Genomic DNA, 16,224 nt, shown 5'->3' with positions numbered 1-16,224 from the left:
GTAAGTGGTGTGTGCCGACTACTGAGTTGGGGGGCGGCTACCAGCCGGTGCCGATGCTGGTGCGGTTTCCGAAGGTGTTCTGGCCGGTGCCGGGGTAGAAGTACATGTCACCGGTGGAGCCTTGCGGAGCCTGGACGGCGGCGATGTCGGTCTTGCCGTCGGCGTTGAAGTCGCCGCCGATGAGGTCACGCATGATGTTCCAGCCGGTACCGGCATTGACCGGCGCCGCGAACGAACCGGCACCATTGCCCGGATAGACGTACAGATTCCCGTCAGCGACACCGACCGCCGCGATGTCCGACTTCCCGTCAGCATTGAAGTCACCACTGGCGAACTTGCCCAAGGTGTTCCAACCGGTACCGGCATTGATCGGCGCTGCGAAGGAGCCAGCACCGTTCCCCGGATAGACGTACAGGTTCCCGTCGGCGACGCCGACCGCGGCGATGTCCGACTTCCCGTCACCGTTGAAGTCGCCAGCCATGAGGTGGTCCAGGTTGTTCCAGCCGGTGCCTGCCAACCACGGCGTACCGAACGCACCGGCGCCATTGCCCGGATAGACGTACAGATTCCCGTTGGCGGTGTTCACCGCGGCGAGATCGATCTTCCCGTCGCCGTTGAAATCACCCGGCGTCACATTGCTGACCGTGTCCCAGCCGGTACCGATCAGACTCCGCTCACCGAACGTACCGACACCAGTGCCCGGGTACAGGTACATCTTCCCCGTCGCCGCGTCCACCGCCGCCAGATCGGTCTTCCCGTCACCGTTGAAGTCAGCCGAAGCAAAACCCGTCATCCCCACCGGAACAGCGGGGCTCTGGCCGATGGCGTTGACGATCTTCTGCGCGTCGGCCACCTGACCCTGGTAGAGGCCGGGATAGGCCGACTGCTGGACGCCTTGGCAGACCTCGCCGACCGGCTTGCCCTGCCACGAGTTGTTCGGATAGGTCGAGAGCATCGCGCTGATGAACTTGCGGGTCGTCGTCGCCGGGTCGAGCCGCTGCGCGGTGGTGCCCCACGAGGCCCGCTGCTGGAACAGGCCGACGCTGTCGTGGTCCTCCATGTTCGGGTTGTTCCGCAGGGTGGATTCCACGATCGCCGTGGTGATCGCGATGACCTCGGCCTGCTGCGGCAGTCCGTTGGCCCGCACGGTGTTGACGATGGCCCGGGCGCAGGACATCCGGTACGCGTTCATCGCGTTCCGCAGGCTGCCGGTGAGCTGTTGGTTCAGTTGGGCGGCGGCGGTGGTGTCGGCGGAGGTGACGGTGCCGCAGGACACGTCGGGCAACGTTGCGTGCGCGGGGCTCGTCGCCACCATCGTCGCGCCGGCCAGGACCCCACTCACCGCGAGAAGTTGCAGGGCGCTGCGCACAGTCTTCTTCATGCTGAAACGTTTCCTTCGTTCGCAGGTCGGATGTGTCGTCGCCAGAGGTCTGGGCCACGACAGGTCTCGAGGGCACTGAGGGAATTCGCCTTCGACCGTGCACCGGGCAGGGTGTGGACAAGCCCGGCGGGCAACACGTGTGAGCAGAGTGAGAACGCCCAGGTATGACGACCGCCCAGGCCGCGCGGAGCCGTCACGGCGACGGGCGCCGTGCCCGGGCCGGTGACGTGCGGGTGGTCCCGAAGTGGCCTGCTACTGCCAGAACATGGCGTCGATGCTCACCAGGGGCGGCGTCTGAAGCGGGGTGGCGGTGACGAGCGAGGAGACGGGCGGGGAGACGAGGGCGGCGACCGCGGCGGCCTTCGCGATGCGGGTGCGGATCATGGCAGGGCTCCTTCGGGACACACGCACAACAGGGGGTGGTCCGGAGCCGGTGCGTCCCGCGGTGACGCTGTCCCGGTTCCCTATCGGCTGCTTGTCGCTGCCGTTGGGTACGATCCTGCCCGTCGGTCAGTGCCCCAACTAGGGGTCCGTGCTGGCCTGAACCGGACTTGGCCCAAGCCGTCCACCGCGGTCGGATACGGACGCCCATCGCCACGGGCCGACGCATGCGGCTGCAGGGCGATCGATGTTCCGGAATGCTGCCGGTGACGGTTCGGACTGTGACCCTGAACGTGCGATCGGCAGAATCAGCAAGCTATCTGACTGTTCATCAGTGCTCGGGTGCCCGGCAGATGCTCACGGCCGAGGCGTTGACACCTTGGCCGCGCGGCGAAGGCTGGGATATGCAGACATGGGCCGGCAGCGGGAGGTCACGCAACGCGGTCGGGCCGAAGACCGCACTGACCGAGGTCGGCCCGAGCGTGGCCGGGGGCCGACGCTTCGGGACCGTTCAGCGGGCGTCGGTCTCGTCGATCAGGTACTGGAGCTCGTCGAAGATCTGGAGCACGACGACGACCAGGACATGGTCGGCGACCATGAACTCCACCACGACACCGGGCGCGGCGTAAGCCTTGCGCAGGTGCTCGTCGGGGCCGATCGGTGCCGTCGCCGTCTTGTGGTACGGGTCGCGGGCGAGAACACCCAGTGCACGCTCCAGCAGATCGCGACGTTCGGCGGGCAGGGCGTCGATCGTCGTCCTCGCCTCGACGGTGTACTGCACGCGGTACGTCATGCCCGACACGATAGCCGGGACGGCGTCCGAACGGGGAACTGCCCGGGGAACGGGCGGTGGCCAAGCTGCTGACCGCCCAGCTCTTCCGGGACCGCCCGGCGGTTCGGCGTGGCAGGACGAAGGGCTCGGGCGGGGCCCGGAGGTCCCGCCCGAGCCCTTCGGGGTCAACGGCCGGCGGTCTCCGGTTCCAGCACGAAGACGGGGATCACCCGGTCCGTCTTCGTCTGGTACTCGGCGTAGTCCGGCCAGACCTCGACCGCGCGCGACCACCACAGCTCCCGCTCCGCGCCCTCGACCTCGCGCGCCGTCATGTCCTGGCGCACGGCGCCGTCCTGGAGCTCGACCTGCGGGTGGGCGACCAGGTTGTGGTACCAGGTGGGGTTCTTGGGCGCGCCGCCCTGCGAGGCCACCAGCGCGTACGTCCCCTCGTGCTCCACCCGCATCAGCGGGTTCTTGCGGATCTTGCCGCTCTTGGCCCCCAGGCTGGTGAGGACGACCACCGGCACGCCCCGCAGCGTCGTGCCCTCGGTGCCCCCGGAGCTCTCGTACAACGCGACCTGGTCGCTGACCCACTGCTCCGGGCTCGGCTGGTATTCGCCGCTAAGAGGCATGCTGTTCCCATCCCACTCGATGAGGACCGCCGACGGCCGACCTTGTGTCATCCGCCCCGAGGCCCTCGCTCCGTTCGGCCGCCTCCATGATTCACCACGAGGCCGCCGCCCGATAGGAGGCGACGCAACGGCGGGGCGTGCCACCGCGGACAGGGCCGAACGGGACCGGCGGCGATCGACACTCAACGGTGCGGCTGCGGCGGCCGGTTCGGGGCACGATCGGGAACCGCCCGGCGCCGAGGGTCCGGACCAGGCCGGACCCTCGGCGGATTCCGGGTCAGGGGCAGGTGACGTTGAAGGTGGCCTCGTGGGTGGCGGCCACGCTGCTGCCCCAGTTGCCGAGGATGTCCTTCATCTGGACGCCGTAGTAGGACCACAGCTTCCAGGTGCCGTTCTGACAGGGGTAGGTGCTGCCGTTGCTCGCGGCGCTGTTCTTGCCGGAGGCGCCGGGGAAGACCGCGTCCTTGGTCTTGGTGCCGTCCGGGAAGGTGATCTCGTAGGAGCTGGGCTCCCAGATGCGGCAGCCGTTCGGCGGGTCCGCCCAGCCGATGATCTTCCACCAGCCGCATTCGGTCCACAGCGTCGGGTAGATCCCCCCGTCCCCGCTGTCGTAGAGACAGAGCCAGCTCTTCATCCGGCGGTCCTCGTTGCTGTTGAAGTCGACCCATTCGCCGCAGTGCGGCTCGGCGACCGCACGCGTGGACGGGGCGGCCTGGCGTGGCGCGGGAGCGGCGGGAGCGGCGGCGGCAGTCGTGGCGGTGAGGGCGAGCGCACCGAGGGCGGCGAGGGCGGCGGCGCCCGCACGCACCCGTCGGGCAGGTCGGGGATGTGAAGTGATCATGGAGGCATGATGTCGCCGTCCGGGCCCTCCGATGCCGGCTGCCACAGAGGTTTCACCCGAACGAGGCGGGGTGGGACGGGTTTTCGAGGTGCCGCCCTGACCGTTCAGGTGCCGTCATCTGCCGCCGTCGTCGTCGAGGAGGGCCAGGCGGGCGATGACGTCGTCGGCCAGCTTCACGAGCAGGCGGCCCAGGTCTCCGCGGTCCTGGTCCGACCAGTGCGCTGTGGCGTCCGCGAACCAGCCGATCATGGACGCCGTGTAGGCGTTCGCGGCCCTCGCCCCTTCAGCGGTCGCCTCGACGAGGCTGGCACGCCGGTCGTGCGGGTCGCCGACGCGCTGGACGAGGCCGCGCCGCTCCAGCGCCTGGACCTGTCGCGTGACGTGCGGGCCGACCACCTGCATCCGTTCGGCGATCTCCCCGATGCGCAGCGGCCGGTCCGCCCTGTGCAGGGTCATGAGCGCGCTCAGTGCGGGGCGGTCCAGATCGAGCCCTGCCGCCTCGGCCGCCCGTTCGGCCAGGCGGCCGCGGGTCATGGCGTTGCTCAGCTGGGCCAGCCGGGGCAGGGCCGCCCAGACGGCTGCCGCCTGCTCGTCCGTGCCGGGGTCGTCCGGCGAGTCCGCGGTCATCGGATCACCACCTCCACTTGAATACCTAACTTAGGTATCTATATCCTTGGGTTGCGCCCGCTCTCCGCGGGTGCGCTGTGCCGTCCATAAAGATACCTAAGGTACGCATCTTCGGTGTGACCGCCAGGAGGCGACCGCCGGGATGCGCCGCCGGGAGGAGCGCACACCGTGAACAACCACTCCGCGAACCGCAAGGTCCTCATCTCGGGCGCGAGCATCGCCGGCCCCGCCCTCGCCTACTGGCTCGACCGCTACGGCTTCGACGTCACCGTCGTCGAACGGGCGTCAGCCCTCCGGGGCGGCGGGTACGCCGTCGACATCCGCGGCGCCGCCCGCGAGGTCGTCGACCGCATGGGGCTGCTCCCGCGACTGCGCGAGGCCCACGTGGACACCCGCAGGCTCTCGTTCGTGGACGCGGACGGGGCGCCCATCTGCTCCGTCGCCCCCGAATCCGTCACCGGCGGCGCCGCGGGCCTGGACCTGGAAGTACGGCGCGGCGACCTGGCGAGCGCCCTCTACGCTCCGCTCCGCCACCGGGTCGAATTCCTCTTCGGCGACTCCATCGCCACCCTGGACGACCGCGCGGACCACGTCGACGTCACCTTCGACAGCGGCGCCCACCGCACCTTCGACCTGGTGATCGGCACCGACGGTCTGCACTCCCACACCCGCGGGCTGGCCTTCGGCCCCGAGGACGCGTTCCACCGCTACCTCGGCCACGTCTTCGCCGGTTTCACCCTCGCGAACGACCTGGGCCTCGCCCACGAAGCGGTCACCTGGAACTCGCCCGGCCGGGCGGCCGTCCTCTACGCCCACGAACCCGCCGACCGCGTGCACGGGTTCCTCATCCTCAAGCGGGAGGACATCCCCTTCGACGCCTTCCGGGACCCTCAGGCGCAGCGCGAACTCGTCGCCGCCGCGTTCCCCGAGCGCAGCTGGCACGTCCCGCGCCTGGTGGACGCGATGCGCGAGGCCGACGACCTGTTCTTCGACGTCGTCAGCCAGATCCACATGCCCACCTGGTCCCGCGGCCGCGTCGCCCTCGCCGGTGACGCGGCCCACGCGACCTCGTTCCTGTCCGGCCAGGGCTCCAGCGTCTCGCTGGTCGGCGCCTACCTCCTGGCCGGAGAACTGGCCTCCCACGCCGACCACGCGGCCGCCTTCGCGGCCTACGAGCGCAGGGCGCGCCCCTTCGTGGAGCGGAACCAGGCACTGGCCACCTCCGGCGGCACCGACCTCATCCCCGGCACCCAGGACCTGCTCGACGCCCGCAACGCGGCCCTGCGCGCCGGCCCGGCCGACCCGGCGGTAACGGGGAAACGCGCCGCCCACAACGACGTGGTCCTGCCGGACTACGACCACGCCGGATGAGCGCGCCCGCGCGTACCGAGCACGGACGCGGGCCGCTGTCACACGAGCAGCGTCTCCAGCTCAGGGAGCCGGCCGAACAGGTCGGGGAGGCCGCGCACGCCGTTGCGCGCGGACTCGTGGGACAGCGCGAGGTCGGGGCCGGTGCTCGCCTCGACGCCGGCGAGGCAGCGGAGGATGTTCCACCTCGTGTGCCCCAGCCAGCCGCCGATCATGAACACGAACCAGCTCGGACCTGACGGCGGCAGCCTGCCGCCTCCCGCGACGTAGCCGTCGAGGACCGAGCGGAAGACGGCGGGCTCGATGGCGTCGAAGCCGGACCCCTTCGCGAGGCTGAGCGCGGTCGAGCCGAGCTCACCGGAGAGGTCGAGCATTCCCGAGAGTTCCCAGTCGAGCACCACCGGTCGGCCCTCTCGGGCGAGCAGGTTCCACGGCTGGACGTCCCTGTGGGTCAGCACGGCGGGGCCGGGCCGGTCGCAGGTGTCGACGAAGTGGGCGATCGCGAGGAACGTCTCGACGTGAGCGGCGAGTTCGTCGGCCCACGGCTGTCCGGTCGCCGCCGCCCGCGCGGCGAGCTCGGGCCAGTCCCGCGAGATCGGTTCCTCGGCCGGCGCGCGGGTCCACGCGACGTCGAGCGCGTGGATGCGCGCGAGGATCTCCCCGATCTCGAACGCGTACGCCGTCGGCACCGGTGCTTCCGGCACCTTCTCTCCCTCGACCCATCGGTGGACGAGTGTGTGGTCGTCGGCCGAGATCGGCTCCGGCATCGGGATGCCGGCGGCGAAGGCCGCCCGCTCGAAGCTGAACACGTCCTCGGCGCGATAGGCCCAGCGGCGGTCGACGAGGTTCAACTCCTTGACCGCAAAGGATCCTTGGTCGGTGTCGAGCCGGTACATCCGGTTGGCGAACCCGCCGTGGACGCGGATCATCGGCCCGATCGGCACACCGAGATGCGAGAGGTTCACCCCCGCATGCTAGGGCTGACAGTTCATCGACGCACCGGACTTTCCCGCGATGCGTACTCACGATCACCGCCACGCCGACGGACGGCCGCGGCCCGACCGCTCACCGAACACACCTACAGGGTCACCCCTTGCAGGGACAGCACGATGCCCGCGCCGATGCCGCCCATCCCCAGGGCGACGGCCGCGCTCCACCACCCGCCCTGGCCCCATCGGAACGGACGGTCCAGCGCCAGGCGTCCGGGTCCGATGGCGGAGACCGCGATCGCGATCAGCGCCAGGCACAACGGGTACTCCATGCCGCCGTTGTCGGCCCACAGGCCGCTGCCCGAGCTGACGGACATCGCGTTGATCATCACCCCGATCACGGCGGCGGCGGCCAGCGGGGTGAACAGCCCGAGGGCGAGGCCCAGGCCGCCGCCCAGCTCCGAGGCGCCTCCCAGCGTGGCGAAGAGGACGCCGGGCCGGTAGCCCAGGGCCTCGAAGCCCTTGCCGGTGGCACTCAGCCCGGCGCCGCCGAACAGTCCGAAGAGTTTCTGGGCACCGTGGCCGGCCAGCAGCAGGCCGGCCAGCCGGAGCACCAGCAGGCCGACGTCGGCGGCGGACACCGGCGGCGGATGCGTGGAGGTCGGAGCGGTACTGCGGACGGAGGTCCGCAGCCGCTCGGCGGTCGGTTTCATGGCGAAGGTCTCCTCCCGCGCGCCGTCACCGCCGCGAGCGGGATCGCCTCTCCCGAGACGAGGCGTCGACGCACAGATCAGATCGGCCGGGCGCGACTCGCGCCGCCGTCGACCAAGTCCAGGAACGGCCGGACCGGCACCGCCTCACCGGAGGCATCCGTGCGTCTCACCGATAACCCTCCGAAGAGGGAAGCCGTGATCCAGCACTCTCTGTGTCCACTCTACGCGGCAACGACCGGCGGCAGGACTCCTCGTAGCGGCTGATACGGAGCTCAGCGGAGATCGGCGGCCGCCGCGCGGAGTTCGTCGAACGCGGCTCGCGTGTGGGGCGCCAGCCCGCCGGGGTCCTCGTCCTGGCTGGGATCGGTCCACCGGGCGTAGCCGAGCCTGAACGCGAGGACGCCGAGTTCGGCGGCCACCTGCGCCGTGGGCTCTGCGACGTTCCGCCGCTTCAGCGCGTCGGCCATCGCCGTGGCCATGCCGATGCACTTCAGCACGTTGCGCGCCTGCAACTCCGCGTTCGCCTCGATCGCCGCGTGCAGCAGCGGGCTGAGCTCGCGGTTGAACGACGTCATCTCGCCCGATGCGCGTTCGAGTCCGGCCGCGACGGCCGTCATCGGCGTCGCGTCCGCAGGGGCGCCGTCGATGCCCTCGGCCAGCAGGCGGCTGAGCACCGACTGCCCCATGGTGAGGATCTCGCGCTTGTCGGTGAAGTGGCGGAAGAAGGTGCTTCGCGTGAGCCCGGCCCGCTCGGTGATCTGAGCGACGGTCGTCTCGTCGTAGCCCTGCTCGGCGAACAGGCTCAGCGCAGCCACGACCAGGCGTTGTCGGGCATCGGGTTTCCATCGCGGCATATTGCCAGTCTAGATGACGGGACAAGTGTCGCATCGCGTCGTACAGTGATGGGACAACAGTCGCATCACTCCTCGGAGCTCACCATGCGCGTCTTCATCACCGGCGGCACCGGCCTGATCGGCTCTGCCGTCGTCGCCGAACTGCTCACCACAGGCCACCTGGTCACCGCCCTCTCCCGATCCGACGCCTCCGCAGCCACCGCGAAAGCCGCCGGCGCCGACGTGCTCCGCGGCGGGCTCGCCGACCTCGACGTGCTGCGGACCGGCGCGGAACAGGCGGACGGCGTCATCCACCTCGCCTTCAGCAACGACTTCAGCTCGCCCGACGCACTCGCGCGGGGCATCGCCGAGGAGAGCGCCGCACTCGCGGCCCTCGGCGACACCCTCGTCGGCACGAACAGGCCGCTCGTCACCGCGTCCGGCACGCCCCTCGTGGTGGGACGCGCCTCGACCGAGGAGGACCCGCTGCCGCTGGACGGACCCGTCAGCGGACGCAGCCTGTCGGTGAACCGCACACTCGCACTCGCCTCACAAGGCGTGCGCAGCTCGGCGGTACGGCTGCCGCGCACGGTCCACAACCGGGGCCAGGGCGGGTTCGCCGGGCTGCTGACCAACATCGCCCGCGGCACCGGCGTCTCCGGCTACCCCGGAGACGGCGCGCAGCGCTGGCCCGCCGTCCACGCGCTCGACGCCGCCGTCCTGTTCCGGCTCGCCCTGGAGAAGGCCCCGGCCGGATCCGCGTGGCACGCCGTCGACGACGAAGGCGACGCGGTACGCGACATCGCCGCGGTCATCGGACGGCGGCTCGGCCTTCCGGTCGGGCCGGTGCCGCAGGAGAGTTTCGGTCCCCTCGGCCCGATCTTCGCGGCCGACCAGCCTGCCTCCAGCGCTCACACCCGCACTGCCCTCGGCTGGAAGCCGGCGCACCCGGGCCTGCTCGCGGACCTGGAGAACATCGAAGCCTGAGCTGCCTGCCTGCCTGCCGGACGGACCGGCGGCCGCCAGGGGACCGGCCCCGCTCGTCGCCCGCCGAGCGGGGCCGGCTCTGCCGTCAACGGTGCTCTGCGACGGTCGGTGCTCAGCCGCGGAGCTCGGGCCAGCCGTCCGCGTTCGAGCAGGACTCGTAGTCGTAGCGGGTGAGGCGGTCCCACTCCGTCCCGGTCACGAGCTCGAACGCCTCCTCGTGCACGTAGAGCAGCGGTTCGCACTGCCGCGCGGTGAACGGAGCGAACCGGTCGGGATCGTGGAACATGCTCTCGTACACGTCGCGGCCCGCAGCCACGACCGCAGCTCGCGTGTACAGGAAGTGGTCGCTCGACTGAGGGAACGGCGAGCCGTCGGGCAGCACCGCGCCGGTGATCGGCAGCGTCCCGAACTGCTCCTGGTCCAGGCGGTGCAGCGCCTCGGCGAGACGCTCGCCGAAGCCGATGATCTGGCCCAGCGGTTCGCAGGCGAGAACTTCGGTCAGGCGGGCGCAGCCGGTTTCGAGCTGCGCGCACGTCTCGATACCGGCCCCACCCCCGACGATCTCGATCAACTGCCAGAACCGCTCCCACGTCATCACCGGCAGGTCGAGGCCGAGGCCGGGGTCGACGTCGACGTCGCTTCCCGCGGACGGTCCGGCGCTGCCCGCCTCGCCTCCGCCCTGCCCGTCCGCGTCCTCGAACGGCTCGTCACTCCACCGGAACCAGGCCCTGTCGTCCTGGATGTGCAGCAGGAACTCGGCGACCGGGCCCGAGGGCGAGAGCATCGACACGGTGCTCGTGATCTCCTCGTACGCGTCGTCGAAGGCCTCCCAGTCCTCCGCCTCGGACAGCGCGAGCGAACGGGCGAAGAGCGGCTGGACGGCGGGGAACGCCGTTCCCGGCACGAAGCGCCCGTGGAGCCACGGGAAGTCCGCCTCCTCGACCACGATCTCGCCCACCAGCTCTTCCCGGCGCACCAGACGCCAGACCCCGCCTTCAAGACCCATCGCACACAGCCCTTGCCACTTGTTGCCGTCCTCTTCTGCCCGGCAGCATGCCAGCCGGCACTGACAGGCGACGGGGCGAGGCGCATCCCCCCCCCCGGTGGCGCGGGTCGGTGACGGCCGGGTCGGGTGAGTGCGCCGGCCGTCACGCGGGGCGGGCGGCCGCCGAGATCTGGCCGACCAGGACGGCGAAGGGCATGTCGAGGGCGGCGTAGAGGTCGCCGGCCTCGGGGGCGGCGTTGTCGGCCAGGGCTTCGACCATGAGGGTGGCGTAGTCGGAGACGGTGACGCCCGCCTGCTGCATGCGCAGCAGTCCCGCCTCGCGCTTGGCCTGGCTGAAGGTGCCGGAGGCGTCCACGGCGACGTACGCGTGGTGTCCGGCGGCCGTCGCGGCGATCGCGGGCAGCGCCGCGCACACCTCCAGGGACACTCCGGCGAAGATCAGCTTCTGCCGTCCGGTGGCCTCGATGGCCTCGCGGACCGGGCCGTCGTGCCAGGCGTTGACCGTGCTGCGGTCGATGATCCGCTGTCCGGCCGGCAGGGCCTGGACCAGTTCCGGGGTGGTGGGCCCCCACATGCTGTCGGCCGCGGTGGTGGTGACGACCAGGGGGATGCCGAGCACGGTCGCCGCGCGCGCCAGCGCGACCACGTTGTGCTTCAGCTCGCCGAGCGGGATGTCCCGGACTCCGGACAGCAGGCCGACCTGGTGGTCGACCAGGACCACGGCGGCGTTCTCCCGGGTGATCGGCTCCAGGAACTTGCTGTGCTCGCTCATCGTGCGCTCCTTCGGGTTGGACCACGGCTCCGTTGGCGGCTAGTAGTCACTAATCTTGATAGTCAAGATTAGTGACTACTTCGACGCTATACCCCTGCCCCCCGGGGCGCAAGCACTGGTCAGGGCGAGGCGCCGGAACCTCCTGGGGTGCCGCCCGAGCCCACCGGGCGGGCGACTAAAGTTGCTGGTCACAGGGCAGAGCGGCAGACGGGCCCGGAGACGGCGGAAGCGGGAGAGGCGTTGAGCGGACACCAGGCGGCGGAACCGGACCTCGGCGTGCTCGCCGCCCGGGTGCTCTTCTCCGTCCAGCGCGAGCTGTTCACCGTGCTCGCCGAGCAGGGCTTCGACGACATCCAGCCCCGCGCCGGCGCCGTGCTCGCCTACCTGCGCACCGACGGCATCCGCGCCAGCGAACTCGCCCGCGCCTCCGGACAGCACAAGCAGGTCATCGGGACCGTCGTCGACGACCTCGAACGCCTGGGCTACGTCGAACGCCGACCCGACCCCGCGGACCGCCGCGCCAAGCTGATCCACCCCACCGAACGCGGCCTGCTCCAGATGGAGGCCGCCGCCGCCATCATGCGCTCGATCGAGGAGCGCCACGCGAAGGCGCTGGGCGCGCGGGAGTACGCCGCCTTCAAGACCGCCCTCCACCACGTGGCCGATCTCCAGCGCGAGACCCGGCGTGAGGCCCGGCACGAAGACTAGGCAGTGCCGCGCCCTGCCGGTCGGCGCCGCCTGACGCCTCCATGGTCACGAACTTCCGCGCCAGGAAAGGGATTCACCGAGCGGCCCTGTCAGGAGGTGAGGACGGAGATCCCGTCGCCGAACAGTTTCAGCCCGAGGACGAAGAACAGGACCGCCATCACGGCGACGTTGTGCTGAGCCGCCCAGTCCTTCCAGTTGCCGAGCGTGGTCTGGGCTCGCGCTCCCCCGAGCACGAAGACCCCCAGCGGGGCCAACAGGCCGAGGGTGGCGATCACGACGAAGACCGCCAATGAGGCGATCTGCTGCCCTGCCGGCAGTCCGGCCGAGCCGATCGCGGCGCCCGCGGCGAGGGTCAGCGGGGCGTTCTTGGCGTTGAGCGCGGACAGGGCCAGTCCGAGTGCGAGGACCTTGACCGGCGTGAGGCGGTCGATCGCGCTCATCCACTTCGGCAGCTGGGCCTGCGACGGATCCTTCGGGCGCCGGTGCCACTGCCGGGCGCCGAACAGGACGAGGAGCAGGCCCAGGACGAGCTTGAGGACTCCCACCCAGGTGGCCGGGTGATGGTGGGCAGAGGCGCCTGCGGGGGAAGCGATCGCCAGCATCACCGCGCCCAGCGCCGAGAGTCCCAGGATCCAGCCGACGGTGAAGAGGACTCCGTTGAGGCGTCCCCGAGGCGTGGCGAGGATGAGGATGATCGCGATGATCGGGAGCGGGCTGATCGCGACGCCGGCGGCGAGGCCCAGGACGTCACCGAGAACTTTGCCCATGGTTGCCTCCAGACGGGAGTCGGAGCGCGTGACGACGAACCCGGCAGGCCCGTGTTCCACGATCCTCCGCTCTGACGGAGCTGTCCTCATGAGGCTCTCGGAACTCCGGCCCTGCCCGGTGGTGCCCCCACCTCGCTCGGGTCAGGATGAAGAGGTGAGGGCGATGGCGCCCCATGTTCGGGCGGTTGGCGTCCCTCGCACCGACCACGGCAGGAGGACGTCACGATGACCGCCACGACAGGCGCGACCCAGTCGGCCCACCCCGAGCGCCCGGGCAGGTCGGATGGGGTCTGCAGCGAGTTCACCGTCTTCACCAGGATCAAGCCGGGCCATGCGGATGCGCTGCGCAGGGACCTCGCGACGCTCGCCGACGCGGCGCACGACGAGAGCGCCCATGCGGCGGTGCGCCAGATCGGCACCCTGCACGACGCACGGCACGTGATCTTCGACGACGACACCCGGTTCATGTTCGCCAGCGTTTTCGACGGCTCCTGGGACACCTACATCGACGACTTCGCCCAGACGGTGGTCGGGTCCCGCTTCGACAAGATCTTCTCGCACAGCGAAGGGTTTCCCGGCGTCGCCGATCCAGGGGTGAAGGACTGGTTCGTCGCCCACCAGGAGCCCGCGAGGGTCTTCGTCAGCGCCTACCCCGACCTCACCGTCCAGCAGATCTACAAGGACCACCGCGTGGACGACGCGTTCCAGGAGGTGCTGGACACCCCCCAGTTCCGGGCCGCGCTGGACAACCCGGCCAACGCCGAGCTGGTGGCCACGCCGGCCTTCCAGAAGCTGCTGGAGGAAGCCTCGGCCTAGCACCCGGACACGGCCAACCGCCGGAGCCCGCCCAGCACCGGCGGACCGACGCGGCCGGTGCGAACCGGCCGTCGCCGGGCTGTCCGGGCGAAGACGGATGCAGGGACAAGAGACAGATGTGGAGAGGGCACAAGCAACCATGAACACAGCGGACAGCGGCAGCGCGGCGGGCGTGCGCGTCGAGATCGACGACGTCCAGAGCGGGGCCCTGCGGCCACGGCCCGTGCCCTACGAGGGCAGGTTCGTCTTCCTGCGCGTGGACGACCGCCACGCCGGGCGCGCCCTGCTGCGCCGACTGCTCCCGGTGACCTCGGGCGGTCTGCCCGGCGTGGACCCGGGCCGGGACGCCTGGGTGACCGTGGCGTTCACCCACCAGGGGCTGAGGGCCCTGGGGGTGCCCCGGGAGTCGCTGGACAGCTTTCCGCGGGCGTTCCGTGAGGGCATGGCCGCTCGGGCCGGGCTGATCGGCGACGTGGGCGAGAGTGCACCGGCCCACTGGGAGGCCCGTTCGGCACCGGTGAGGTCCACATCGCGTTGAGCGCCCTCTCCTCCGACCCCGCGCAGTTGGAGAGGGAGCTGGGTCGGGCCCGTGTCGCCTACGAGGACACGCCCGGTGTCCAGGTGATCTGGCAGCAGGAGGTCCACCAGCTCCCGACCGGGCGCACCACCTTCGGCTTCCGTGACGGCATCAGCCATCCGAACATCGAGGGCGTCGGGCTGCCCGGCTCCAACCCGCAGGAAGCCCCGATCAAGGCCGGCGAGTTCATCCTCGGCTACCCCGACGAGACCGGCGGCCTGCCGCCCGTGCCAAGCCCCGACGTCCTGGGGCGCAACGGGACCTACGTGGCCGTTCGCAAGATCCACACCAACGTGGCGGCCTGGCGCCGGTACCTGCGGGCGAACAGCTCCAGCGCAGAGGAGGAGGCGCTGCTGGCGGCGAAGATGGTCGGGCGCTGGCCGAGCGGGGCGCCGCTGACGCTGGCGCCGGAGCACGACGATCCGGAGCTGGCGGCCGATCCGCGCCGCGTCAACGACTTCCTGTACCGGGAGAACGACGATCGCGGCTTCCGGTGCCCGGCCGGTGCGCACATCCGGCGCACCAACCCCCGCGATTCCACCATCATCGGCGACGCACGGATGCACCGGCTCATCCGTCGCGGCACCACCTACGGCCCGCCGCTGCCCGAGGGCGTGCTGGAGGACGACGGCGCCGAGCGCGGCCTGGTCGGGGTGTTCATGGGGGCCCATCTGGAGCGGCAGTTCGAGTTCATCAAGGCCGAGTGGGTCAACGACGGCAACTTCATCGGCTACCCCGGCGAGAAGGACCCGGTGGCCGGGCACCACGGCGGAACCGGCAGCATCACCATCCCGGAGAAGCCGGTCCGGCGTCGCCTGAGGAACCTGCCCAGCTTCGTGGTCACCCGCGGCGGCGAGTACTGCTTCCTGCCGGGTCTGCGGGCCCTGCGCTGGCTCGCCGAACTGGAGGGCTGAGGGCGGTTCCCACCCCCTGAGGTCCGGTCGCGCTCTCCGAGGAGAGGTCGAAGTCATGACAGCACAGTTCGTCCGCTACACGCCCGACGTCGAAGTCGACGACCCGCACTTCGACCGCGACGTGCAGACGGTGATCGAGAAGACCGAGAGCTACATCGCCGAGTCGGTCGAGGCCGGTGGCACCGGGCGGGCGCTGCGCGACGCCCACGCCAAGGGCTACGGGCTGGTCCGGGGGGAGGTGGAGATCCTGGACGGGCTGCCCCCCGAGTACGCCCAGGGGATCTACGCGACCGCGGGGACCCACGACGCGCTGATCCGCTTCTCCAACGGCTCGCCGCACGCCGGGGCCGACGCACGTCTGGGCGCAGCCACCGGACTGGCGCTGAAGATGTTCGACATCCCCGGCCCGACCCTGCTGGAGGACGAACCGGACACGGGCACGTTCGACTACGCCAACATCAACGGACCGGTCTTCTTCTGCAACACGGTCGCGCACTACCTGTTCATCCAGGAACTGTTCCTGAACGCGCCGGCGTACTTCTCCCAGGGCCGACCCGGCGCGCACCGGTTCTTCACCGAGTTCGTGACCGGAAAGGGAACGCTGGACCAGGAGGACTGGGCCTGGGACGAGTTCCTGGCCTTCCTGCGCCTGTCGAAGACGCCTCCGGCGAACCTGCTGCTGTCCAGCTACTGGACGATGGGCGCGGTCCGGCACGGGGACTACATCGCCAAGGTGCGCATCACCCCCGACCCGGCCTCCGCCGCGGCGGTGGTCCGGCGCACCGTCGACCCGGCCTCGGGGGCGGAGTTCTTCCGGCCGGCCCTGCAGGCCGAGCTCCAGGAGCGGCCCTACGCCTTCGACATCCAGGTCCAGCTCTGCACCGACCTGGAGCGCATGCCGGTGGAGGACACCACCGTGGAGTGGTCCGAGCGGCTCTCGCCGTCCGTCACCGTGGCGAGGCTGCGGCTGCCGCAGCAGGACATCTCCGGCCCGGAGAACCTGGAGAGGATGGACTCGCTGTCCTTCACGCCCTGGCGGGTCACCGCCGAGCACGCGCCCCTGGGCAACATCATGCGGGCCCGCAAGGAGGTCTACCGGCGGTCCTCCATCGCGCGCCACCAGCTCAACCGGCAGCCGCGCTCGGAGCCCCGCAGCGCCGACGACGTACTCGGCGCCTGACCCGGCCCGCCACGCGAAGG

General features: G+C 70.8%; 19 protein-coding genes and 1 pseudogene. 7 read left to right on the top strand and 13 right to left on the bottom strand.

Going from position 1 to position 16,224, the window contains the following annotated elements; genetic code table 11:
* Positions 1-37: 37 nt before the first annotated feature.
* The 6 genes from ACFVTF_RS05025 to ACFVTF_RS05000 form a co-directional block, all read right to left on the bottom strand.
* Positions 38-1,381 (bottom strand): FG-GAP repeat domain-containing protein, encoded by a 1,344-nt coding sequence (locus ACFVTF_RS05025; RefSeq protein ID WP_387809104.1) that lies wholly within the window; start codon positions 1,379-1,381, stop codon positions 38-40.
* A gap of 252 nt (positions 1,382-1,633) precedes the next feature.
* Positions 1,634-1,765 carry a hypothetical protein gene (locus ACFVTF_RS05020; protein ID WP_387809101.1) on the bottom strand — a complete coding sequence of 44 codons (132 nt, stop codon included), beginning with the start codon at positions 1,763-1,765 and terminating at the stop codon, positions 1,634-1,636.
* A 508-nt stretch (positions 1,766-2,273) separates the two neighbouring features.
* On the bottom strand, positions 2,274-2,555 hold the full coding sequence (locus ACFVTF_RS05015; RefSeq protein ID WP_331743240.1) for a hypothetical protein: 282 nt from the start codon (positions 2,553-2,555) through the stop codon (positions 2,274-2,276).
* A gap of 164 nt (positions 2,556-2,719) precedes the next feature.
* Positions 2,720-3,166 (bottom strand): nitroreductase family deazaflavin-dependent oxidoreductase, encoded by a 447-nt coding sequence (locus ACFVTF_RS05010; RefSeq protein WP_331743243.1) that lies wholly within the window; start codon positions 3,164-3,166, stop codon positions 2,720-2,722.
* Between the two features lie 277 nt (positions 3,167-3,443).
* Complete coding sequence (locus ACFVTF_RS05005; protein WP_387809097.1) at positions 3,444-4,007, bottom strand: hypothetical protein; 564 nt, start codon at positions 4,005-4,007, stop codon at positions 3,444-3,446.
* Positions 4,008-4,121: 114 nt separating this feature from the next.
* Positions 4,122-4,634 (bottom strand): MarR family winged helix-turn-helix transcriptional regulator, encoded by a 513-nt coding sequence (locus ACFVTF_RS05000; RefSeq protein ID WP_387809094.1) that lies wholly within the window; start codon positions 4,632-4,634, stop codon positions 4,122-4,124.
* Between the two features lie 168 nt (positions 4,635-4,802).
* Here ACFVTF_RS05000 and ACFVTF_RS04995 point away from each other — a divergent pair, with 168 nt between their 5' ends.
* Entirely contained in the window at positions 4,803-6,005 is a 1,203-nt protein-coding gene (locus ACFVTF_RS04995) for an FAD-dependent monooxygenase (protein WP_387809092.1), read from the top strand.
* A 38-nt stretch (positions 6,006-6,043) separates the two neighbouring features.
* Here ACFVTF_RS04995 and ACFVTF_RS04990 read toward each other — a convergent pair whose 3' ends face one another.
* From ACFVTF_RS04990 to ACFVTF_RS04980, 3 genes are all read right to left on the bottom strand, one after another.
* Positions 6,044-6,967: a phosphotransferase family protein gene (locus ACFVTF_RS04990; RefSeq protein ID WP_387809090.1), complete on the bottom strand. Its 924-nt coding sequence runs from the start codon at positions 6,965-6,967 to the stop codon at positions 6,044-6,046.
* 113 nt (positions 6,968-7,080) lie between these two features.
* On the bottom strand, positions 7,081-7,644 hold the full coding sequence (locus ACFVTF_RS04985; RefSeq protein ID WP_387809087.1) for a DoxX family protein: 564 nt from the start codon (positions 7,642-7,644) through the stop codon (positions 7,081-7,083).
* 272 nt (positions 7,645-7,916) lie between these two features.
* Positions 7,917-8,498, bottom strand: coding sequence for a TetR/AcrR family transcriptional regulator (locus ACFVTF_RS04980; RefSeq protein WP_387809084.1), 582 nt, complete (start codon positions 8,496-8,498; stop codon positions 7,917-7,919).
* An 84-nt stretch (positions 8,499-8,582) separates the two neighbouring features.
* Here ACFVTF_RS04980 and ACFVTF_RS04975 point away from each other — a divergent pair, with 84 nt between their 5' ends.
* On the top strand, positions 8,583-9,464 hold the full coding sequence (locus ACFVTF_RS04975) for an SDR family oxidoreductase (protein ID WP_387809082.1): 882 nt from the start codon (positions 8,583-8,585) through the stop codon (positions 9,462-9,464).
* Between the two features lie 112 nt (positions 9,465-9,576).
* On the opposite strand, the gene ACFVTF_RS04970 is transcribed toward ACFVTF_RS04975, so the two are convergent.
* The 3 genes and pseudogenes from ACFVTF_RS04970 to ACFVTF_RS04960 all read right to left on the bottom strand — a co-directional run bounded on the left by ACFVTF_RS04970 (position 9,577) and on the right by ACFVTF_RS04960 (position 11,242).
* Positions 9,577-10,059, bottom strand: a complete 483-nt coding sequence (locus ACFVTF_RS04970; protein WP_387809589.1) for a DUF4240 domain-containing protein — start codon at positions 10,057-10,059, stop codon at positions 9,577-9,579.
* 96 nt (positions 10,060-10,155) lie between these two features.
* A pseudogene (locus ACFVTF_RS04965) lies at positions 10,156-10,470 on the bottom strand (hypothetical protein); the annotation flags it as partial.
* Between the two features lie 142 nt (positions 10,471-10,612).
* Entirely contained in the window at positions 10,613-11,242 is a 630-nt protein-coding gene (locus ACFVTF_RS04960) for an isochorismatase family protein (protein WP_387809080.1), read from the bottom strand.
* Between the two features lie 240 nt (positions 11,243-11,482).
* Here ACFVTF_RS04960 and ACFVTF_RS04955 point away from each other — a divergent pair, with 240 nt between their 5' ends.
* The gene (locus tag ACFVTF_RS04955; protein ID WP_387809079.1) at positions 11,483-11,950 is read left to right on the top strand and encodes a MarR family winged helix-turn-helix transcriptional regulator; all 468 of its coding nucleotides are present in this window, start codon (positions 11,483-11,485) and stop codon (positions 11,948-11,950) included.
* Positions 11,951-12,039: 89 nt separating this feature from the next.
* Here the strand turns inward: ACFVTF_RS04955 and ACFVTF_RS04950 are convergent, their stop codons facing one another.
* Positions 12,040-12,717, bottom strand: coding sequence for a GAP family protein (locus ACFVTF_RS04950; RefSeq protein WP_387809077.1), 678 nt, complete (start codon positions 12,715-12,717; stop codon positions 12,040-12,042).
* A gap of 225 nt (positions 12,718-12,942) precedes the next feature.
* Between ACFVTF_RS04950 and ACFVTF_RS04945 the strand changes: the two genes are divergently transcribed.
* The 4 genes from ACFVTF_RS04945 (at position 12,943) to ACFVTF_RS04930 (ending at position 16,204) form a co-directional block, all read left to right on the top strand.
* Positions 12,943-13,533: a hypothetical protein gene (locus ACFVTF_RS04945; protein ID WP_331743277.1), complete on the top strand. Its 591-nt coding sequence runs from the start codon at positions 12,943-12,945 to the stop codon at positions 13,531-13,533.
* A 139-nt stretch (positions 13,534-13,672) separates the two neighbouring features.
* Positions 13,673-14,071, top strand: a complete 399-nt coding sequence (locus tag ACFVTF_RS04940; protein WP_387809075.1) for a hypothetical protein — start codon at positions 13,673-13,675, stop codon at positions 14,069-14,071.
* Complete coding sequence (locus ACFVTF_RS04935; protein ID WP_387809073.1) at positions 14,068-15,024, top strand: Dyp-type peroxidase; 957 nt, start codon at positions 14,068-14,070, stop codon at positions 15,022-15,024. Before ACFVTF_RS04940 ends, ACFVTF_RS04935 begins: the two co-directional genes overlap by 4 nt.
* A 55-nt stretch (positions 15,025-15,079) precedes the next feature.
* Entirely contained in the window at positions 15,080-16,204 is a 1,125-nt protein-coding gene (locus ACFVTF_RS04930; protein WP_387809072.1) for a catalase family protein, read from the top strand.
* Positions 16,205-16,224 lie beyond the last annotated feature (20 nt).

It is taken from the genome of Kitasatospora sp. NPDC057940 (genome assembly GCF_042887425.1).
Classification (GTDB): domain Bacteria; phylum Actinomycetota; class Actinomycetes; order Streptomycetales; family Streptomycetaceae; genus Kitasatospora.
The sequence above is the reverse complement of the archived record's forward strand: the minus strand, read 5'-3'. Positions and strand labels throughout refer to the sequence as shown.